Annotated in this window: 15 protein-coding genes and 1 CRISPR repeat array (1 of these 16 running past the window's edge); of the genes, 4 read left to right on the forward strand and 11 right to left on the reverse strand. The window is 48.7% G+C overall.

The window, feature by feature from the left end; all coding sequences use genetic code 11:
* A CRISPR array of direct repeats spans positions 1–780; the repeat unit is 28 nt; unit sequence GTTCGCTGCCGCACAGGCAGCTTAGAAA; it begins 3,448 nt to the left of the window's first position.
* Positions 781–854: 74 nt separating this feature from the next.
* Positions 855–1,214, forward strand: coding sequence for a VapC toxin family PIN domain ribonuclease (locus tag MRK00_02270; protein ID MDR4516206.1), 360 nt, complete (start codon positions 855–857; stop codon positions 1,212–1,214).
* A gap of 51 nt (positions 1,215–1,265) precedes the next feature.
* On the opposite strand, the gene MRK00_02275 is transcribed toward MRK00_02270, so the two are convergent.
* Positions 1,266–2,231 carry a DHH family phosphoesterase gene (locus MRK00_02275; protein ID MDR4516207.1) on the reverse strand — a complete coding sequence of 322 codons (966 nt, stop codon included), beginning with the start codon at positions 2,229–2,231 and terminating at the stop codon, positions 1,266–1,268.
* A gap of 239 nt (positions 2,232–2,470) precedes the next feature.
* On the opposite strand from MRK00_02275, the gene MRK00_02280 reads away from it, so the two are divergent.
* Complete coding sequence (locus MRK00_02280; protein ID MDR4516208.1) at positions 2,471–4,405, forward strand: amidotransferase 1, exosortase A system-associated; 1,935 nt, start codon at positions 2,471–2,473, stop codon at positions 4,403–4,405.
* A gap of 173 nt (positions 4,406–4,578) precedes the next feature.
* Here MRK00_02280 and MRK00_02285 read toward each other — a convergent pair whose 3' ends face one another.
* The 8 genes from MRK00_02285 to clpS form a co-directional block, all read right to left on the reverse strand.
* Positions 4,579–5,166, reverse strand: coding sequence for a formylglycine-generating enzyme family protein (locus MRK00_02285; GenBank protein MDR4516209.1), 588 nt, complete (start codon positions 5,164–5,166; stop codon positions 4,579–4,581).
* Between the two features lie 39 nt (positions 5,167–5,205).
* On the reverse strand, positions 5,206–7,938 hold the full coding sequence (locus tag MRK00_02290) for an SUMF1/EgtB/PvdO family nonheme iron enzyme (GenBank protein MDR4516210.1): 2,733 nt from the start codon (positions 7,936–7,938) through the stop codon (positions 5,206–5,208).
* A gap of 84 nt (positions 7,939–8,022) precedes the next feature.
* Positions 8,023–9,105 (reverse strand): bifunctional diaminohydroxyphosphoribosylaminopyrimidine deaminase/5-amino-6-(5-phosphoribosylamino)uracil reductase RibD, encoded by a 1,083-nt coding sequence (ribD, locus tag MRK00_02295; GenBank protein ID MDR4516211.1) that lies wholly within the window; start codon positions 9,103–9,105, stop codon positions 8,023–8,025.
* A 32-nt stretch (positions 9,106–9,137) separates the two neighbouring features.
* Complete coding sequence (nrdR, locus tag MRK00_02300; GenBank protein ID MDR4516212.1) at positions 9,138–9,641, reverse strand: transcriptional regulator NrdR; 504 nt, start codon at positions 9,639–9,641, stop codon at positions 9,138–9,140.
* A gap of 59 nt (positions 9,642–9,700) precedes the next feature.
* Entirely contained in the window at positions 9,701–10,951 is a 1,251-nt protein-coding gene (locus MRK00_02305) for a serine hydroxymethyltransferase (protein ID MDR4516213.1), read from the reverse strand.
* A 175-nt stretch (positions 10,952–11,126) separates the two neighbouring features.
* The gene (locus MRK00_02310) at positions 11,127–12,209 is read right to left on the reverse strand and encodes a TRAP transporter substrate-binding protein (GenBank protein MDR4516214.1); all 1,083 of its coding nucleotides are present in this window, start codon (positions 12,207–12,209) and stop codon (positions 11,127–11,129) included.
* A 74-nt stretch (positions 12,210–12,283) separates the two neighbouring features.
* Positions 12,284–14,557, reverse strand: coding sequence for an ATP-dependent Clp protease ATP-binding subunit ClpA (gene clpA / locus MRK00_02315; GenBank protein ID MDR4516215.1), 2,274 nt, complete (start codon positions 14,555–14,557; stop codon positions 12,284–12,286).
* Position 14,558: 1 nt separating this feature from the next.
* On the reverse strand, positions 14,559–14,801 hold the full coding sequence (gene clpS, locus MRK00_02320) for an ATP-dependent Clp protease adapter ClpS (protein ID MDR4516216.1): 243 nt from the start codon (positions 14,799–14,801) through the stop codon (positions 14,559–14,561).
* A gap of 360 nt (positions 14,802–15,161) precedes the next feature.
* On the opposite strand from clpS, the gene MRK00_02325 reads away from it, so the two are divergent.
* Entirely contained in the window at positions 15,162–15,371 is a 210-nt protein-coding gene (locus tag MRK00_02325) for a cold-shock protein (GenBank protein ID MDR4516217.1), read from the forward strand.
* Between the two features lie 157 nt (positions 15,372–15,528).
* On the opposite strand, the gene icd is transcribed toward MRK00_02325, so the two are convergent.
* Positions 15,529–16,779, reverse strand: coding sequence for an NADP-dependent isocitrate dehydrogenase (gene icd / locus MRK00_02330; protein ID MDR4516218.1), 1,251 nt, complete (start codon positions 16,777–16,779; stop codon positions 15,529–15,531).
* A gap of 186 nt (positions 16,780–16,965) precedes the next feature.
* Positions 16,966–17,445, reverse strand: a complete 480-nt coding sequence (locus tag MRK00_02335) for a retroviral-like aspartic protease family protein (protein MDR4516219.1) — start codon at positions 17,443–17,445, stop codon at positions 16,966–16,968.
* Between the two features lie 162 nt (positions 17,446–17,607).
* Between MRK00_02335 and MRK00_02340 the strand changes: the two genes are divergently transcribed.
* The gene (locus tag MRK00_02340; GenBank protein ID MDR4516220.1) at positions 17,608–18,651 is read left to right on the forward strand and encodes a phosphoglycerate mutase; all 1,044 of its coding nucleotides are present in this window, start codon (positions 17,608–17,610) and stop codon (positions 18,649–18,651) included.
* Positions 18,652–18,692 lie beyond the last annotated feature (41 nt).

An 18,692-nucleotide genomic window follows, 5' to 3' on the forward strand; every position in this document is an offset into this window, starting at 1 on the left:
TGCAATGCGTCTGATAAGCTGCCCGACGCCGGGTTCGCTGCCGCACAGGCAGCTTAGAAAAAATGAAGCCAGCGATGATGAATACTTGGTAGGTTCGCTGCCGCACAGGCAGCTTAGAAAACACCGGTGTTGTAGGCAGCACACCAACTGATGTTCGCTGCCGCACAGGCAGCTTAGAAAAACTTGCGGATTCGCCAAAACGACCGAGCGGTGTTCGCTGCCGCACAGGCAGCTTAGAAAGTGTATAGAATGCGGCGGTATTCATACCGAAGGTTCGCTGCCGCACAGGCAGCTTAGAAAAGTCAATCGGTAGGCGCGCAGATGATTACAGCGTTCGCTGCCGCACAGGCAGCTTAGAAAAATTCCGCGGACCGATTGCCCCGCTTTTTGATGTTCGCTGCCGCACAGGCAGCTTAGAAACAGTACGTAGTTAGTACGGAGTACCCAACATCGTTCGCTGCCGCACAGGCAGCTTAGAAATTCGGCAAGTTCTGATTTTTCGGCGGTTCCAGGTTCGCTGCCGCACAGGCAGCTTAGAAAATAGACCCCGGCGCGGCTGAAATAATCACGTCGTTCGCTGCCGCACAGGCAGCTTAGAAATGAGACAGGACATTATATGGCACAAACCAAACGTTCGCTGCCGCACAGGCAGCTTAGAAATGAATCGCTGCGGCTGCGGCTGCGTTAAAAATGTTCGCTGCCGCACAGGCAGCTTAGAAAAATACTGGCCACCTTCAACGCGCATGCTTTTGGTTCGCTGCCGCACAGGCAGCTTAGAAAAGCATTATTAATGCTAATTGAGTGATACCGGATTCTGGCTTGCATTTTTTAACGCTAAAGATCGATTTCATTCAATGGCTGTTGAACAAATGCAGAAGCTCGAAGAAGTCTTGATAACGACTTGGCCTGTTGTTACTGAAACCAGTTATTTATTGGGTAAGCGCCTGGGTGTGTCCAGTCAATTAAGATTTATTTCGGTTTTAGAAACGGGTTATATCGAGGTTTTTGATCTGCAAACTTCACATCTAATCAGAATTCGCCAATTAATCAAACAATATGAAGATTTGCCAATGGATTTAACCGATACACCTTTAGTTCTGCTCGCAGAAGAATTAGGGCACGGTCAAATTCTCTCCACCGACACGCGAGATTTTAAAACCTATCGCTGGAAAAATTATCACCCATTTCAGAATCTGCTGCTGCCCGATGTTTGATGCTACCGCCGCTTAAACCCATTGCCATGAGTAAAAGCCTGCCGATTCTTTTTATTGAAAAAACGCCTTAAACGTATCGATAAACCGGTTGAATTCATCTGCAGGCAGCGCATTGATTCCGGCCGCTCCCTTTCTTCCGCCACCGGAAACAAATTGGCTTGCCAATTCGTCAGCATGCAGTCCTTTTCGTTCAAGCGGTGAACGAATGCTGATTCTAAGGGTGCCATCGGCATTTTCGGTGATAAGGGCATGCGCCCGCGCGGGATACCGATTGGCCAGATCGTTGATATACACGCCGCTGACGCGACGCGCCCATTGTGCATTCTGAAACAAAATTGCAGCGGATTCGTCAGTTTGGTACAGATAGGTGCTTGCTTCCGCCATTGCCATGTCTTCCTTATAGCCCGTCTCCAGGGTACTGAAAATCGTTTTGTTGTCCTGCATGAAATCAAATGGCGTGGCGTATGGTTGCAGATGTTGAAAAAGCGCATCCGGATGAAAAAACAGGTCGGACAGGCTCTCGCCGTAACTGTTGTAGTTGATATAAACGCCCAACCGCTGCAGCAGACCCAACGATTCCTGATCGAACCCGGATTCCTTGCCCAGCGCCATGGCCACGTCATTCAGATTGTCGCCAAATGCCGCGACCAGCGCCCATGCACGAAATTGTCCGCCAATATGTTGATCGACCAGCAATCCCGTGCACACGGTCGACGACTGATCATTAATTACCGTTTTCAACCGCGGGTGGTTTGCCATCGCACCGCTTTTATGATGATCAAAGTATTCGATCACCGCACCCTGATCCAGCAATCGCTGTACGTCAGCGCTGTTTTTTTCATACGAAATATCGAGTACGGTAATATGATCATCCGGGCTCGCATCTAAACGTTTGAGCAAATCGATATCGCGCTTGACGCCGGTTATTAACCGTGTATTTTGTGGATTTGCGTTGCGTATCTGAACCAGCGAACAGATGCCGTCGGCATCGCCATTAAAAACATCAATATAATTCATTGCCTGATTACACCCAATTCTTGGTTTTATTTCAACCGTAATAAAAAAACGATTAATTATATACTGCAACGACAAATGATTTGTTTAGACGCGCAAGCACCCATTCATCGAGAAATGTTCTGGAGCGTATAAAAAATCTTGCGTAGAATAACATTTCATATTGCTGTCTGGTTTTTTTTACGGATTTCAAGATAAAAACAAACCTGTTCAAAACATCAAATCAAAAGTGAGAAAAAACTATGTGCGGAATTGTGGGCCTGCTTGATACCCGCAGTAAAAATGAAATTGACCGGTCGCTGCTTGAACGAATGAACCAGACCCAGCTTCATCGCGGACCCGACGAGGGTGAATTGTATACCGAACCGGGCCTGGGACTCGGCCATCGCCGCTTGTCGATTATGGATGTCGCCAGCGGTCAGCAACCGCTTTTTAACGAAGATGGCAGCGTTGTTGTGGTCTTCAATGGCGAGATCTATAACTATCAGATTCTTGCGAAACGGCTGATCGAAGCCGGACATCAGTTTAAAACACATTGCGATACCGAAGTCATTGTGCACGCCTGGGAAGAATGGGGCGAACAATGCGTCAACCATTTCCGCGGCATGTTTGCGTTCGGCCTGTGGGACAGAAACCAGGAAGTATTGTTTCTTGCACGCGACCGCCTCGGCATCAAACCGCTGTACTATGCGCTGCTGGATAACGGCCAGTTTGTTTTTTCATCCGAACTCAAGGGAATTATCGCGCACCCGGAATTAAGCCGGGAAATGGACCCCTGCGCCGTGGAAGACTATTTTGCCTACGGTTATATTCCGGAGCCGAAAACAATCTTCAAACAGGCGAGCAAACTGTCGCCGGGCTTTATGCTGAAAGTGCAACGGGGACAAACAGATGTGCAGCCGCAGCAATACTGGGACGTGCCGTTTAACCGGCGGGACACAATCGACGAATCCGAAGTTCAGGAAACGTTGATCGCCAAGCTGCGCGAATCCGTCGATATCCACCTGATGACGGAAGTGCCGCTCGGTGCGTTCCTGTCCGGCGGCGTCGATTCAAGCGCGGTAGTCGCGATGATGAGCGGCATTATGAATGAACCCGTCAATACCTGTTCGATCTCGTTCGGCGATCCCGCATTCAACGAATCGCGCTACGCGCAGGAAGTCGCCGACCGCTACCACACCAACCACCATGTCAAACAGGTCGAACACGACGATTTCGACCTCATCGACAAACTGGCCTTGCTGTACGACGAACCGTATGCCGACAGTTCAGCACTGCCGACCTACCGCGTTTGCGAACTCGCGCGCGAACGCGTCACCGTAGCGCTCTCGGGCGATGGCGGCGATGAGAATTTCGCCGGCTACAGGCGTTATCGCTGGTATATGCTCGAAGAAAAAATGCGCGCCTCGCTGCCGTTATCCGTCCGTAAACCGCTATTCGGTTTTCTCGGTCTTGTTTATCCCAAGGCCGACTGGGCGCCGCGCGTCTTTCGCGCCAAGGCTACATTCGAAGCGCTCGCGCGCGATTCCGTCGAAGGCTATTTTCACAGCGTCTCGATCCTGAGCGACGCCATGCGCCGGCGCCTGTTTGCGCCATCGTTTAAAAAAGACCTGCAGGCATACCAGGCGGTCAATGTGCTGCGCGCCTACGCAGAACAATGCCCCACAGACGATCCGCTGTCGCGCGTGCAGTATCTCGACATGAAGACCTATCTGGTCGGCGACATCCTCACCAAAGTCGACCGCGCCAGCATGGCGCACGCGCTCGAAGTCCGGGTGCCGCTGCTTGACCATGAGTTCGTCGAATGGATTTCCACCCTGCCCGCCTCGATTAAACTCAAGAATGGCGAAGGCAAGTATATTTTCAAAAAAGCGCTCGAGCCGCATCTGTCCGACAACATCCTCTACCGCAACAAAATGGGATTCTCGATACCGACCGCCGACTGGTTCCGCGGCCCGTTGCGCCAGCGCGTGCGCGACGCCGTTTTAGGCCCGGTACTCGCCGAAACCGGCATTTTCAACCGCGACTATCTTGAAGAACTCGTCGACCATCACCAGTCCGGCAAACGCGACTACAGCGCGCCGCTATGGACGCTGCTGATGTTCGAATCGTTCGTGCGCAACATCGTCAAGGGCGAAGGCAAGTTTGTGTACGAGAAAAAACAAGCCGCAGCTTAATCGACGGTCAATTCATCGATGAACAGATCGGAATTCCAAACCCAAAAACCCCTTCTCAAATCGCGTTTTTTGCTGCGCATTGCCGCCACCCCCCATTTGTCCCCCGCGCGCTCCGTCGCGCGGCTGCCAAATGGTGGCTGCCGGCAGACCTGGCCTGACCTGCCTGACTGAGCTCAGTGACCTCGGGCAAGACGAAAGCCGTCGCTGTCGTAGCGAAGAGACGGATCAAGGTGACTACGGATGGCAGAACGGCAGGACCTGCCGCTGTAGAACCACGAGCCGCCGCGCAACACGCGCCGGGAATCACCGTCGACCGCTTCCCGGCCATCACCGGCCCGGTACGGATAAGCCTGATAATGACTGCCGGTCCATTCCCAGACATTACCCAGCAAATCCGCAATACTGGCTTCTGATACCGACGACGGCGTGTCGCTGGCTGGAAAAACACCCACTGGCGTCACGCGCCGCAGCCGGGTTTCAATCGTATTGCACATTGTCGCATCGAATGCATCGCCCCAAGGATAGCGCCTGCCCGCTTTGCCGCCAGCGACAGCTTCCCATTCCGCTTCGCTCGGCAGCCGGTAATGTTGTCCCGTCTGCGCGCTCAACCAGGCACAGTACGCGCGTGCCTCAAACCAGCAAATCCCGACAACCGGCTGGTTTGGGACATTAAATTTCTGATCATTCCAGTTATAGGGCTGTATAAAACGCTGATCCGGCCACTGATCCCCTAGCATTGCTTCAAACGCTTCATCGGTCATTTCAAAATAACTGTTCCATCGCTGGACCAGTTCCTCAGTCTAGGCTAGTTCCTCAACAGCTTTCGAAAACAATGTCGCATCGTTTTTAAGCTGATCGCGAACGTTGCGTAAGTTTTCCCGGCCTGCTTCACCTGTACCTTCGCCGCGCCGCCAGCGCTGCGCCTCTAACGTATCCCACCAGCGTTCATCGTCGTACCCCCCCGCATCGATAAAGCATTTGAATTCCGCGTTAGTCACCGGAAACTGACCCAATGCAAACGGCTCAAGCTCGACGTCATGCCGCGGCGATTCATTGTCTGCGATACCTTTATCGCTGCCGATGCTGTAGATTCCGCCTTCGATTTCAACCATCGGCGGCAACACATAACGGTTATGCTTGCCCTGCCGCGGTTCAAACCGCGGATCGCCCAGTCGGCCGAGCGCATCGCCCGCGTGAATGCGTGCACGCAAATCGGTTGCCGGATCACGGCTGCGCGCGACCAATCGTTGTTGCACATCGCGGCGCAACTCATCTGAAACTTTTACATCGGGCTGCGCCGCACAGCGCCACGCGAGCGGCAGATTGATCTGCGCCAGCGTATGCAGAAAACCATCGGGTGCATCGGTCATCGCCGCCGTGAGCATGAACGTTTCTTCCCAGCCGGTTGTCGGCAGATCAGACAAAGTACCCGAGCGCGGCAAGATTGCAAGTTCCTCTTGTACAGTCGGCAAAATATCGGCCTCAAGCCAGGCTGCTGCGGCCAATTTGACTAATTCTGCGCTTTGATTCGCATCGTTCGCCTTTTGCGCAGTATTTAAATGCGCTGCCAGATGCCGCGCGGCAAAATACTCCTGCAACAATTGGTGCACGAACAACACATCGTCACCCGGCATATCCAGAATTTGCAGATCGACGGCGGCATCAAGCAAATATTCACGCTGCGATTCTTCTTTTACATGCGTTGACAAGCAGTCGAGCGCATCGTCAATATCGATGCGCACCTGCATTTTGTTGCCGGTGTTTTCCGTGTCGCCATCGCTGCGCTGGGTTTGCAATTGAAACGCAAAATCCGCCAGTGCGTTAAACAAGACGCCACGGCCAGGCAATTCATAAGCATCGCGCCATTTTCCGATATGTTTCAGATCGCGTTGCGTCAACAGCCAATCCGCATTGCGCAAACGAGTGTTGTCCATTTCACGCGCGAGCATGGCGCGCACAAAACCGGTAAATAATGCCGCGCGGCCTTCGGGTATTTGACCATCGCTGGTCTGATCGATCAACAACTTGAGATAATACGGGGAACGGTATAAATCAAGCTGTTCGGAACCCTTGAGTTGATCCCACAAATGCGCCGCAGTGTCCGGACTATACACCTGCAGAAACTTCTCTACCTGCGTATCGTCTAACGGCGTGATTTCGACCTGCGGCACGCGCGGCAATTCCTTGGTGGTGAGCTGGCTGCCGTAATCGCGCGTGCGACAACTGAAAATAACGCACACGTTCTGATGATGCTGCACCAGATCGTTTAAAAAATTTTTCCAGGCCATCAATCCTGCGCGCGGCATTTCGTTCAAGCCATCGAGCAACAGGATTAACGGTTTCTGAAACAGGGTTTTGAAATCCAGCAAACCATCGGTTACCCGTGTCCAGTGCGCTGCAAGCCAGTCATAGGGTTCAGGAATCCTGCCATCCTGTCCGAAAGCGTTTAACGGACGAAACAAAGTCAGCGGCACCGAATCCTCAGCATCACCATTCTCATCCAATGCTTGTCTGGCCAGATCAAGTTCCAGACGGCGCAGCAACGTGCTTTTGCCGCTGCCCGGCCCTCCGGTAACGACGATGACCCGTGTTTGATCCGGATCGACAGCGTTCAATATCTCTCGCAGGTCATAATACGTCCTGTCTTGCGGCTGGTATCGATCACCCTGAGTATCATCGCCGCGGTCCAACAACAGCGTCAATGGTGTAAATTGTTTGTCGATTTTGTATATCGGCTGCGACCATGCGACGATGCATTGTTCGCGATATCTGGCAACGAGAGCTTTCTCGCTGACGGCGGGATTTGATTTCTGGGTTTGTTCGATCAATGCATCCACTTTTTCATCGATGCCCCGGACAATAGCCAGTATTTCATCAGACAGCTTGCGCGCAGCATTCTGCATGGCGATGGTAAACGCCGCTCCTGCTTCGGGATATTGATCCGGATTTTTAAGGATTTCTGCAAAAGCGGCAAAGACCAATTCGCCAAAAGGCCTCCGTTGCTCACCTTGATCCACCGTAGGAAGGCCATCTCGCGCAATCTGTTTGAACATGGCGGGTATTTCATGCACCGGCCATCCGGTTATCGCTGCAATCGTTTGGTCAAAGCCCAGGGTTAATGGTTGAACCAATGAACGATTCTCGCCCGGCGAAATGAATTCGGACGCGCCATTGATGGTTGTTTCCAGGTGATGATCAATCGGACTGTCACCGGGATGTGTGCACCGGTCAAGCGCATCGGATCGAATTTTGATCAGGCTTTGGCGCGCTATCGCCTCAAAACGCAGAATGCCATTTTTCTGATCAAACGCCATGCCGCTGGACTGCGCACTTTCTTTGACCGTATCCAGCATTTCCAGCGCGGCTTTGACCCAAGCCAGCCGCGCTGCGCGTAGAAGGTCTTGATTGGTCGCTATAACACAGTATGGGTTAAAGTCTTGTAGTCGCGTTATGGCCTTACGCTTCCAATCCTCCGGCAATATCACACTGCCCGAACTCAACATCAGGTCAACCAACGATTGCTTCCAACTCATGACAGGCCTTTTTTGTTATCAACCTGTATTATGCATGAGCCGAACCTTGCTTAAAAGCCAGACGCCCGGTTCATAACATATGCATCAAAGCCGTGCAATCACCCGGATATCCTGCCCGATCATGCGTACATCTACTATCCTGAGCGCAATTTTCTGATCGAGACGGGTCAATTCAGGTAACTGAAGCATGGCTTTTGCGTCACTCCCCAGAAGACTGGGCGCCATATAAATAATGAGTTCATCCACAAGCCCGGTCTGAAGCAGAGCGCCATTCAGCCCGCTGCCGGCTTCGACGAGTATTTCATTGAGTTCCTGTTCAGCCAATGTTGCCATCATGGCGATCAGATCGACTTTATCCGCCTTTCCGCAAACCAGTACTCGCACACCCATTTTTTCCAGTGCGCTAATCTTCTCGGTGTTTGCAGCAGCGGCGGTAAAAACAAATGTTTCTTCGCCCTGCAGCACATTGGCATCGAGTGGAATCTGCAGGCGGTTATCGATGATGATTTTTTTAGGCTGCCGGGATGTCGGAATATGGCGCACGGTCAGACGCGCATTATCAGCGAGAACAGTATTGATACCCGTCATCATCGCGCATGAACGCGCGCGCCAGCGATGGCCGTCCTTGCGCGCGGGCTCGCTGGTGATCCACTGACTCAGCCCGTTGTTCAATGCAGTTTTGCCGTCCAGGCTTGCGGCGATTTTCAGCCGCACCCACGGTCGGCCATGCTGTATGCGTGTTACGAAACCGATGTTGAGTGCCTGCGCCTGTTCGTGCAGCAATCCTGTCTGAACGTCGATTCCGGCTTGTCTCAGGGCTTTAATACCATTACCCAGCACCAGTGGATTGGGATCTTCCATGGCAATTACGACGCGGGCGATGCCAGCCTTGATTAATGCATCGACACAAGGCGGCGTGCGGCCATGATGACTGCATGGCTCAAGCGTGACATAGGCGGTTGCGCCATGCGCTTGATCACCGGCCATTGACAATGCATTGATTTCCGCATGCGCCTGGCCCGCTTTTTCATGCCAGCCGCTGCCGACTATTCGGTCATCCTGTGTAATGACGCAGCCGACGCGCGGGTTTGGTGACGTCGTATTAAGCCCTTTTTCAGCCAGTTGCAGAGCTTGCGACATCATGACATGGTCTATGGGCTTAAACATAAGCGCCCTTTAAGTGATGCGACTTGTACAGACTACTTTCCGGGCGAGTTTGCTTCTCCGTCTGTTTCATCTTCTCTGGTTTCATCGACCTCATTCACCTCGCGGATTGCATCGCGGAAATCATCGACATCCTGGAAACTTTTATACACTGACGCAAACCGGATATAGGCAACCTTGTCGAGCTTGTAGAGTTCTTCCATGACGCTCTCACCTATACTTCTGGAAGTCACTTCGCGTTCACCGAGACCCAGGAATTTTTGTATGATGCGGTCAATCGCGGCGTCGACATAATCGGTAGGCACCGGGCGTTTATGCAGCGCGCGTTTGAACCCGGTCAGCAATTTGTTGCGATCAAATTCGGCGCGCGTGCCGTCATGCTTGACCACCTGGGGCAAACGCAATTCAACAGTTTCGTAGGTGGTAAACCGTTTGTCGCAGGCCGGACAACGCCGCCTGCGGCGGATACGGTTCCCTTCTTCACTTACGCGAGAATCGATGACATTGGTATCGTCCGCATTACAAAAAGGACATTTCATGATCGAGTGCTCGCGTAAGTGATCATACTGCGCTCAGCGTTTGCAACAGTCAGTTCAACTCATTTTCTATAAACCGGGAATTTTGCGCAGAGTGCTTTTGCTTCTCCGGCTACCCGTGAAATAACGGCGGCATCATTCGGCGCCTCGAGTACATCGGCAATCATGTTTGCCAGCTGTTCGGCTTCCAGTTCCTTGAATCCACGGGTAGTCATCGCTGGCGAACCGATACGGATACCGCTGGTAACAAACGGTTTTTGCGGATCGTTCGGAATGGCGTTTTTATTCACCGTAATATGCGCGTGTTCGAGCACCGCTTCGGCTTCCTTTCCGGTGAGGTTAATTGCTTGCAGATCGACAAGAAACATGTGACAGTCCGTCTTGCCGGACACGATACGCAAACCGCGCATTTGCAGTATTTTTGCCATGACGCGCGCGTTTTCGATGACCTGTTCCTGATATTTCTTGAATTCCTTTGTTGAGGCTTCCTTGAACGCAACCGCTTTTGCCGCGATCACATGCATGAGCGGGCCACCCTGGGTCTGCGGAAAAATCGCTGAATTAAGCGCTTTTTCATGCTCGGGGTTGGCCATGATGATGCCACCACGCGGCCCGCGCAGTGTTTTATGCGTGGTGCTGGTGACAAAATCGGCAATACCAACCGGATTCGGATAATAACCGGCAGCAATCAGACCCGCATAATGCGCCATGTCGACAAACAGATAAGCGCCCACTGAATCGGCGATTTTACGAAAGCGCTTCCAGTCGATCACGCGGGCATAAGCGGAAGCACCGGCCACGATCATTTTTGGCTTATGTTCATGCGCCAATTGTTCAACCTGATCGTAATCAAGTTCCTCGGTATCCGGACGCAATCCGTACGACACGGAATTAAAAATCTTACCGCTCATATTCACCGTCGCGCCATGCGTTAAATGCCCGCCGTGCGCAAGCGACATCCCGAGCAAAGTATCGCCTGGTTTAAGCGCGCAAAGATAAACAGCCGCATTGGCCTGTGAACCGGAATGCGGTTGAACATTGACATATTCAGCGTTGAACAATGCCTTAAGCCGGTCTATCGCCAACTGCTCGACGGCATCCACATAATTGCAACCACCGTAGTATCGTTTTCTTGGATACCCTTCGGCATATTTGTTGGTCAGCACGGAACCTTGTGCCTGCATCACCGCCGGACTGGCATAGTTCTCTGATGCGATTAATTCAATATATTCTTCCTGCCGTTGCATCTCGCCTTTCATGGCTTGCCATAAATCCGGATCAACGTTCTCTATCGTATGACTCTGCGAAAACATGGTGTTATCAGACCTTTATCACTTTATATAATTTAAGAAACTGAGAAACTGCATATATTACCATTATTACCACTGTACACAGTATATAAGATCAACACTCACAAAAATGTTTCATGGATTCGCCCCGGAGAGGCGCTAATGGAAAGAAAACTGAAAATCACGCTGGCGTTGAAAATTATCTCAGCCGCAGGTAATCTTCATCGGTAATTTTTGACCAGTCTTTTGCTCTCTCAAGAAAAGCACGTTGACTCGCAATAACTTCCATTGCGAGTTGTGATTTTGCGGCTACTTCGTCCAAGAGTTCTTCATTTGCTTTTTTAAACAGATCGAGGACATCTTCAGGCAATGTACGAATTTTGATATCACTCTGGTTTTTCATCTCTTCCCACGCAATTGCATTACGGAAAAAAGATTCAGACAGCATATCGAACGAAACCTCCTTGGCAGCGATAGCGATAATTGCCTTCAGGTCATCCGGCAAAGCGTCAAATTTAGGCTTGTTGACGAAGAGATGAACTTCCGCACCGGGCTCATGCCAGCCTGTATAGTAATAAGGCGCAATTTCATGAAAACCCATTTTAATATCATTGGCAGGCCCGACCCATTCGACGGCGTCGATCGTGCCCCGCTCCAGTGCAGTATACAGCTCGCCGGGTGGAATACTCACGGGATTCATTCCTGCTTTGCCGACAACTTCACCCGCATGTCCCGGCATACGTATTTTTAATCCTTTCAGGTCCTGAACGGATTTGATTTCTTTTCTGAACCATCCGCCCATTTGAATATGCGTATTACCTGCCGGAAATGCCACAACATTATGACGCGCATAAACCTTGTTCAGCAATTCAAGTCCGCCACCGTAGTAGTACCAGGCATTCATTTCAGTTGGATTCATGCCGAAAGGCGTGGTGGTAAAGAATGTGGTCGCAGGATCCTTGCCTTTGTAATAATACGATGCGCTATGGCCCATCTCGTATGCACCGGATCGCACCATATCCAGAATAGACAACGGCGCTTTATGCCGCCCAGGGGAATCGACAGTAATTGTAAAGCGCCCGCCGGACATGTTTTCCACGTTCCGCGCAAAACGCGCTGCGGCATTATGCAACATGGGGGTTCCTTCAGGCCAGGACATCGCGAGCCGCCATTGATAGATTGGCGTTTGTGGTTGCGCATTAACCGGCACGACCGGAAAAAACAGGATACCCGCAAGAAAAAACAGTGCGGCGCTGTCCAAATATTGTTTCAACAGCCACACTGTTTTTAGTTTCCTGAAAAATACCATAGTTACGGCACCTGTTGCCGTTGCAGCCTTGAAACTGCTGAAGATGATTAAGCCGGAACCGTTTCTTCCTCAAAAGAAAGCATTACAGTATCATTCAGATCGATATCTACAGTGACTTTCCCGCCGTTGACCAAACGACCGAACAACAGTTCGTCAGCCAGCGCGCTGCGTATGGTATCCTGAATAAGGCGCTCCATCGGCCGCGCGCCCATAAGCGGGTCAAAACCATTTTTTGCAAGAAACTTACGCAAATTGTCGGTAAAAGTGGCTTCGACTTTTTTCTCTTGCAATTGCGCTTCAAGTTGCATCAGGAATTTATCGGTGACCTGTAAGATGACGTCTTCATTCAACGATGAGAATGAGATGATTGCATCCAGCCGATTTCTGAATTCCGGTGAAAACATCCGCTTGATATCAGCCATTTCATCACCCGCCTGGGCCGACGTGGTAAATCCAATCGTCGATTTTGTGAGTGATTCGGCACCTGCATTTGTCGTCATGATAATAATGACATTACGGAAATCTGCCTTACGGCCATTATTATCTGTCAATGTCCCGTAATCCAGAACTTGCAGCAGAATATTAAAGATATCCGTATGGGCTTTTTCAATTTCATCAAGCAACAGCACTGCATAGGGATGTTTGACCACTGTCTCTGTTAACAGGCCGCCCTGATCGAATCCCACATAGCCCGGCGGCGCACCAATCAAGCGCGACACAGCATGCCTTTCCATATATTCAGACATGTCAAATCGATGCAACTGGATACCCAGCGCATATGCAAGCTGTCGCGCAACTTCCGTCTTTCCAACTCCGGTAGGGCCAGAAAACAGAAATGAGCCGACGGGTTTTCGTGGATTACCAAGCCCGCTTCTGGCCATCTTGATCGCTGCGCACAAGGAATTGATCGCCTTGTCCTGCCCAAACACGACCGATTTCATATCGCGCTCCAGCGTTTTCAAACGATTGCGGTCGTTACTGGATATGTTCTGGGGCGGAATACGCGCGATTTTGGCAATCACATTTTCGATCTCTGATTTGCCAATGATCTTTCGTTTCTTTGACTTGGGCATTATCCGCTGCGCAGCACCGGCTTCATCGATGACATCAATCGCCTTATCCGGCAAATGCCTGTCATTAATGTAGCGTTCTGACAGCTCAGCAGCCGAACTTAATGCACTGGCAGTATATTTGACATTATGATGCGATTCGTATCGCGACTTCAAACCGCGCAAAATCGCTATCGTCTCACTCACAGTCGGTTCTTGTATGTCGATTTGTTGAAAACGCCTGGATAAGGCATGATCTTTCTCAAAAATACCGCGGTATTCCGTATATGTCGTGGCACCGATACACCGCAGCTGACCGGTATTCAAAACTGGTTTCAACAGATTGGATGCATCCAGTACACCACCGGAAGCCGCGCCCGCGCCGATCAACGTATGAATTTCATCCACAAAGAGGACGGTTTCATGATTATCAATCAATTGCTTGATCACCGCTTTTAACCGTTGTTCAAAATCGCCACGATATTTGGTGCCCGCCAATAATGCGCCCATATCCAACGCGTAGACTTGATGATTTAAAAGCAGTTCAGGGACATTTCCTTCTACAATGCGTTTGGCAAGTCCTTCTGCAATGGCCGTTTTACCGACACCTGCTTCACCGACCAGCAGTGGGTTATTTTTGCGTCTACGACATAAGGTTTGAATAACGCGTTCAATTTCCTGATCACGGCCAACCAAAGGATCAATTTTATTGGTTAGCGCGAGCATATTCAGATTAACCGTATAGTTCTCCAATATGTTGTTACCCGCCGGGCCTTGCTCCTGTTGTTGCACCTGTTCCTGCTCACTCTCGCCAATCGCCTTGTTCTCATTTCCTGGAGGTGTTTTACGAATATTATGCGATATAAAATTCACCACATCCAGCCGGCTTACCCCTCTTTGCTGCAAAAAATAAACCGCATGCGAGTCCTTCTCGCCAAATATTGCAACAAGCACATTTGCGCCCGTCACCTCTTTTTTTCCCGAAGACTGGACATGAAGTATAGCCCTTTGAATGACGCGCTGAAAGCCTAGGGTAGGCTGCGTATCCACTTCTGAATCGCTGTTGATAATGGGCGTATGACGGGAAATATGATCCAACAAAATAGTACGCAAGTCTTCCAGATCGACCAGACACGCGTTTAAAACCTCGGCTGCACTGGCATTATCAATCATGGCCAGCAATAAGTGCTCCACCGTAATAAATTCATGGCGTTTCTGCCTCGATTCGACAAAAGCCATATGCAAGCTCACTTCCAAATCTGGAGCAATCATCTCAATTTTCCTCCATCACACATCTTAACGGATGTTGATTACTTCGTGCAAATTCAATAACCTGATTTACCTTGGTACTGGCAATATCGCTGGGATACACGCCGCAAACAGCCGAACCTTCAGTATGAACCTTTAACATTATTTGAGTTGCCTGCTCCTGATCCATTGAGAAAAAAATTCTTAGCACCTCAACCACAAAATCCATAGGTGTGAAATCATCATTTAATAATAATATCTTATACATTGGAGGAACTTTCAGTTCACTCTCATCCTTTGTTAGTATAACGGTTTCCAGATTCCTTTCCGTCACAACAAGCACCCGTACAATTTTAATCAGTAAAAGTCAAACAGCCAATATCTCTTTAATACATGCTATTAACATAGTTGACGATTACGACAATTTTTTCAAGTGCCTTAAGCCAATTATCCTGAGAAAATTTATAAAAATTCTGTAACCGCTTGACTTTAACACCGGTTTTGCGTAAAACTTTAGGTGGCGTTTGGCTTCAAGTTCACTGCGGTACCAGTTTTAGCCGTTTGCGGCCTTGAAATTCAAATAGTATTAGGGTTTCCGGCCCAGTTTCTTAAATTATAGGAAGTAGAAATGGCAACAGGTACAGTAAAATGGTTTAATGATTCTAAAGGTTTTGGCTTTATTACTCCCGACGATGGGAGTGAAGATTTGTTTGCTCACTTTTCAGCAATCAACATGTCTGGCTTTAAAACGCTAAAAGAAGGTCAGAAAGTAAGTTTTGACGTTACTCAAGGACCTAAAGGCAAACAAGCTGCAAATATCCAATCTCAATCAACATAACTATAATTATAACTGTACGTTTTTAAAGAGTACTGGCGCAGGTTACGTAGACTAGAAGACTTAGTCAGACCCTAGATTAAAACGTTAATTTGAAGATATTCCCCCTTCATTGATTCTTTTATCGGTATAGGGGGAATTTATCGTATTGCCTAAACGCTTATTTCAAACGCTCTATCAACGCTTCGCCGAAGCTTGAGCAAGATACCTTCTGCGCACCCGGCATCAAACGTGCAAAGTCATACGTCACGATTTTGTCTTGGATTGTACTCTCCATAGCCCGAATTATCATATCCGCCGCTTCAATCCATCCCATATGCCGCAACATCATTTCCGCAGACAGAATAATTGAACCCGGATTAACTTGGTCCTTACCTGCATATTTCGGTGCAGTCCCGTGTGTCGCTTCAAAAATTGCCACTGAATCACTCAAATTTGCCCCTGGTGCAATGCCGATGCCCCCAACCTGTGCAGCTAACGCATCTGAAATATAGTCCCCATTCAGATTCATTGTTGTCACCACATCATATTCTTCGGGGCGCAACAAAATTTGCTGTAAAAACGCATCGGCAATGACATCTTTGATAATAACGCCGCCATTCTCTTCGGGAAGCTTCATCCATGGACCACCATCCAGAAGTTCCGCACCGAACTCCTTTGCTGCAAGCGCATATCCCCAGTTTTTAAATGCCCCTTCGGTAAATTTCATAATGTTACCCTTGTGCACCAGGGTCACAGACTTTTGCTTATTATCTATTGCGTACTGAATTGCCTTTCTGACAAGCCGCTCAGTGCCTTCCTTTGAAATCGGCTTGATACCGATACCCGAAGTATCCGGAAAGCGAATTTTATTAACACCCATTTCTTTTATCAGAAAATCAATGACTTTCCTTGATTCCGGCGATTCAGCCTCCCATTCGACGCCGGCATAGATATCCTCTGAGTTCTCGCGAAATATCACCATATCGGTTTTTTCCGGGTTTTTGAGCGGACTTGGCACACCCTTGAAATATCGCACAGGCCGCAAACAAACATAAAGATCCAGTTGCTGCCGCAAAGCCACATTAATTGATCGAATTCCTCCTCCGACGGGTGTGGTCAATGGCCCTTTGATAGAAACCACAAATTCTTTCGCCGCTTCCAATGTTTCATCAGGAAGCCAAACATCCCGACCGTAGACTTGGGTTGACTTCTCACCGGCATATATCTCCATCCATGCTATTCTACGTTGATTGTTATATGCATTGGCAACAGCTGCATTAACAACTGCCTGCATTACTGGCGTAATATCTATGCCGATACCATCTCCTTCAATGTAAGGAATAATCGGATTATCCGGCACCTTTAGCGTTAGATCCTGATTGACTTGTATTCTTTCACCACCATCGGGTATTTTTATATGCTGATACATCGTATCTCCAGAAATAATTGTTCATGACAGTTATACCATTACTCCATCCAAAAGGTCATACCGCTCGCTACGGTAACACCCTATATGGTGCTTGCATTCAACTAACTGCTGCATGGGATAAACCGGCACACCATTTTACGAATTTCATTCACCAGATTCTTACAAACTACACCATGAAGTTCTTAACTACTCCGTTCTGACACGCAATGTCATGGTGTCATTGGATTGAATAACATCAATTTTACGCAAGAAGTTCTGTCCGAGCAGCGCCATATCACCGTGCAAACCAACCGATACATGCAAACCGTTAATCACGATACCACCAGCTTCAACAATCTGATCGAACACCATTTCTCCATGAACAACACCACCGGCTGTAGTAAAACTCGCCGGCCTGCCTTTTGGCAAGCTTGCCTGTCGCGCAAGTTCCGCGCCAACTGATACTACACTTGCGCCTGTATCGACAAGAAATTTGACTGGGTATCCATTTATTGAGCCGGGTACATAATAATGCCCGTCCCATGATCTTGAAATAACCACCTCACCGCTTTCCAAATCACTTTGTGCAATAGAAACTCTCGGCTCCAGTTGGGTATCAAAGTAAAGATAAGCCATTGCAAAAATCGTGATCCAGATTACCAGTACACTGATAAACCCTTGAACCATAAACTATGTTTCTTTTACTTGTGTTTTTATAATAAACACCCTGTAGTATAGACAATACTGTAATCTATAATTTAATAACTTCTCTGTCGGCGTGAACAACTTGTTTATTTATTATAATTCATAATAGTAGCCATACATTCATTTCAACGTATTTAACATCCCATGAATTTGCATCTCTTTATACCTTCGCTGTTTTGGTCAGACACCACATTTCCAGAAATTTACCAAGATCTGCCCTTATCTTCTTTAGAGAAACTTTTATCCAAATCCAAGGCAACTACCCATCCTGCATCTGACTATAACGCATGGCTCTGCCAAGCGTTCAATATAGAAAAACAGCTTGACTGGCCTATTGCCCCAATCATGTCGCAAACCGACAGGAGCAACCATGATGCCGCATCAAAATACGATTACTGGTTACGTGCAGACCCAGTTCACCTACGCGTCGAGCAAAATCATATCATGTTAGCCGACAGTCATGCTTTTGAACTTACCCAAGAAGAAGCAATACAGTTTACCGGTGTTATAAATCAGCACCTAAGAAATGACGATATAACATTTTTACCTTTTCATCCATATCGATGGTACATACGACTAACCAATACGCCCGAAATACTCACGCATGCATTGAATTCAGCAGCTTGCAAAAACATTAACACCCTTCTGCCAACAGGAAAAGACAGTGTGAAATGGCATAGGATTTTTAATGAAATACAAATGTTATTGTATGATCACCCGCTCAATCAGGTACGTATTGCCCGTAACCAGATTGCAATAAACAGTATTTGGTTCTGGGGAGGCGGCCATCTTCCCCAGTCCACTCATTCAGCTTACACCCACATATGGAGTGATGAACCTTTTTCGCGAAGCTTGGCCAACATCAGCAATACTTCCAGTAACTTGCTGCCAGAAAACGTTGAAAATTGGTTAAGAGATAACAGGTCGGAAGATCAGCTCGTTATACTCAATACTTTACAGACCAGCGATATGTATAACCTTGCATTCGAATGGCGTGAAAATTTAAAGGCACTGGAAAAAGAGTGGTTCTCACCATTATATACTGCGCTGAAAAATAATCAGATTAATACGCTCAGGATTTCCACAATCAATGAAAATTTCTCCTGCGATTTCGTCATAAAGCGTAATGATCTCTGGAAATTCTGGACAACTATAAAACCATTGCCCTTTTATGCCGTTAGTCAGTAATTATATTTTTGCTGTTATTCACAGCATCTATAACATCATAA

This window comes from Nitrosomonas sp., from assembly GCA_031316255.1.
In the GTDB taxonomy this organism is placed as follows: domain Bacteria; phylum Pseudomonadota; class Gammaproteobacteria; order Burkholderiales; family Nitrosomonadaceae; genus Nitrosomonas.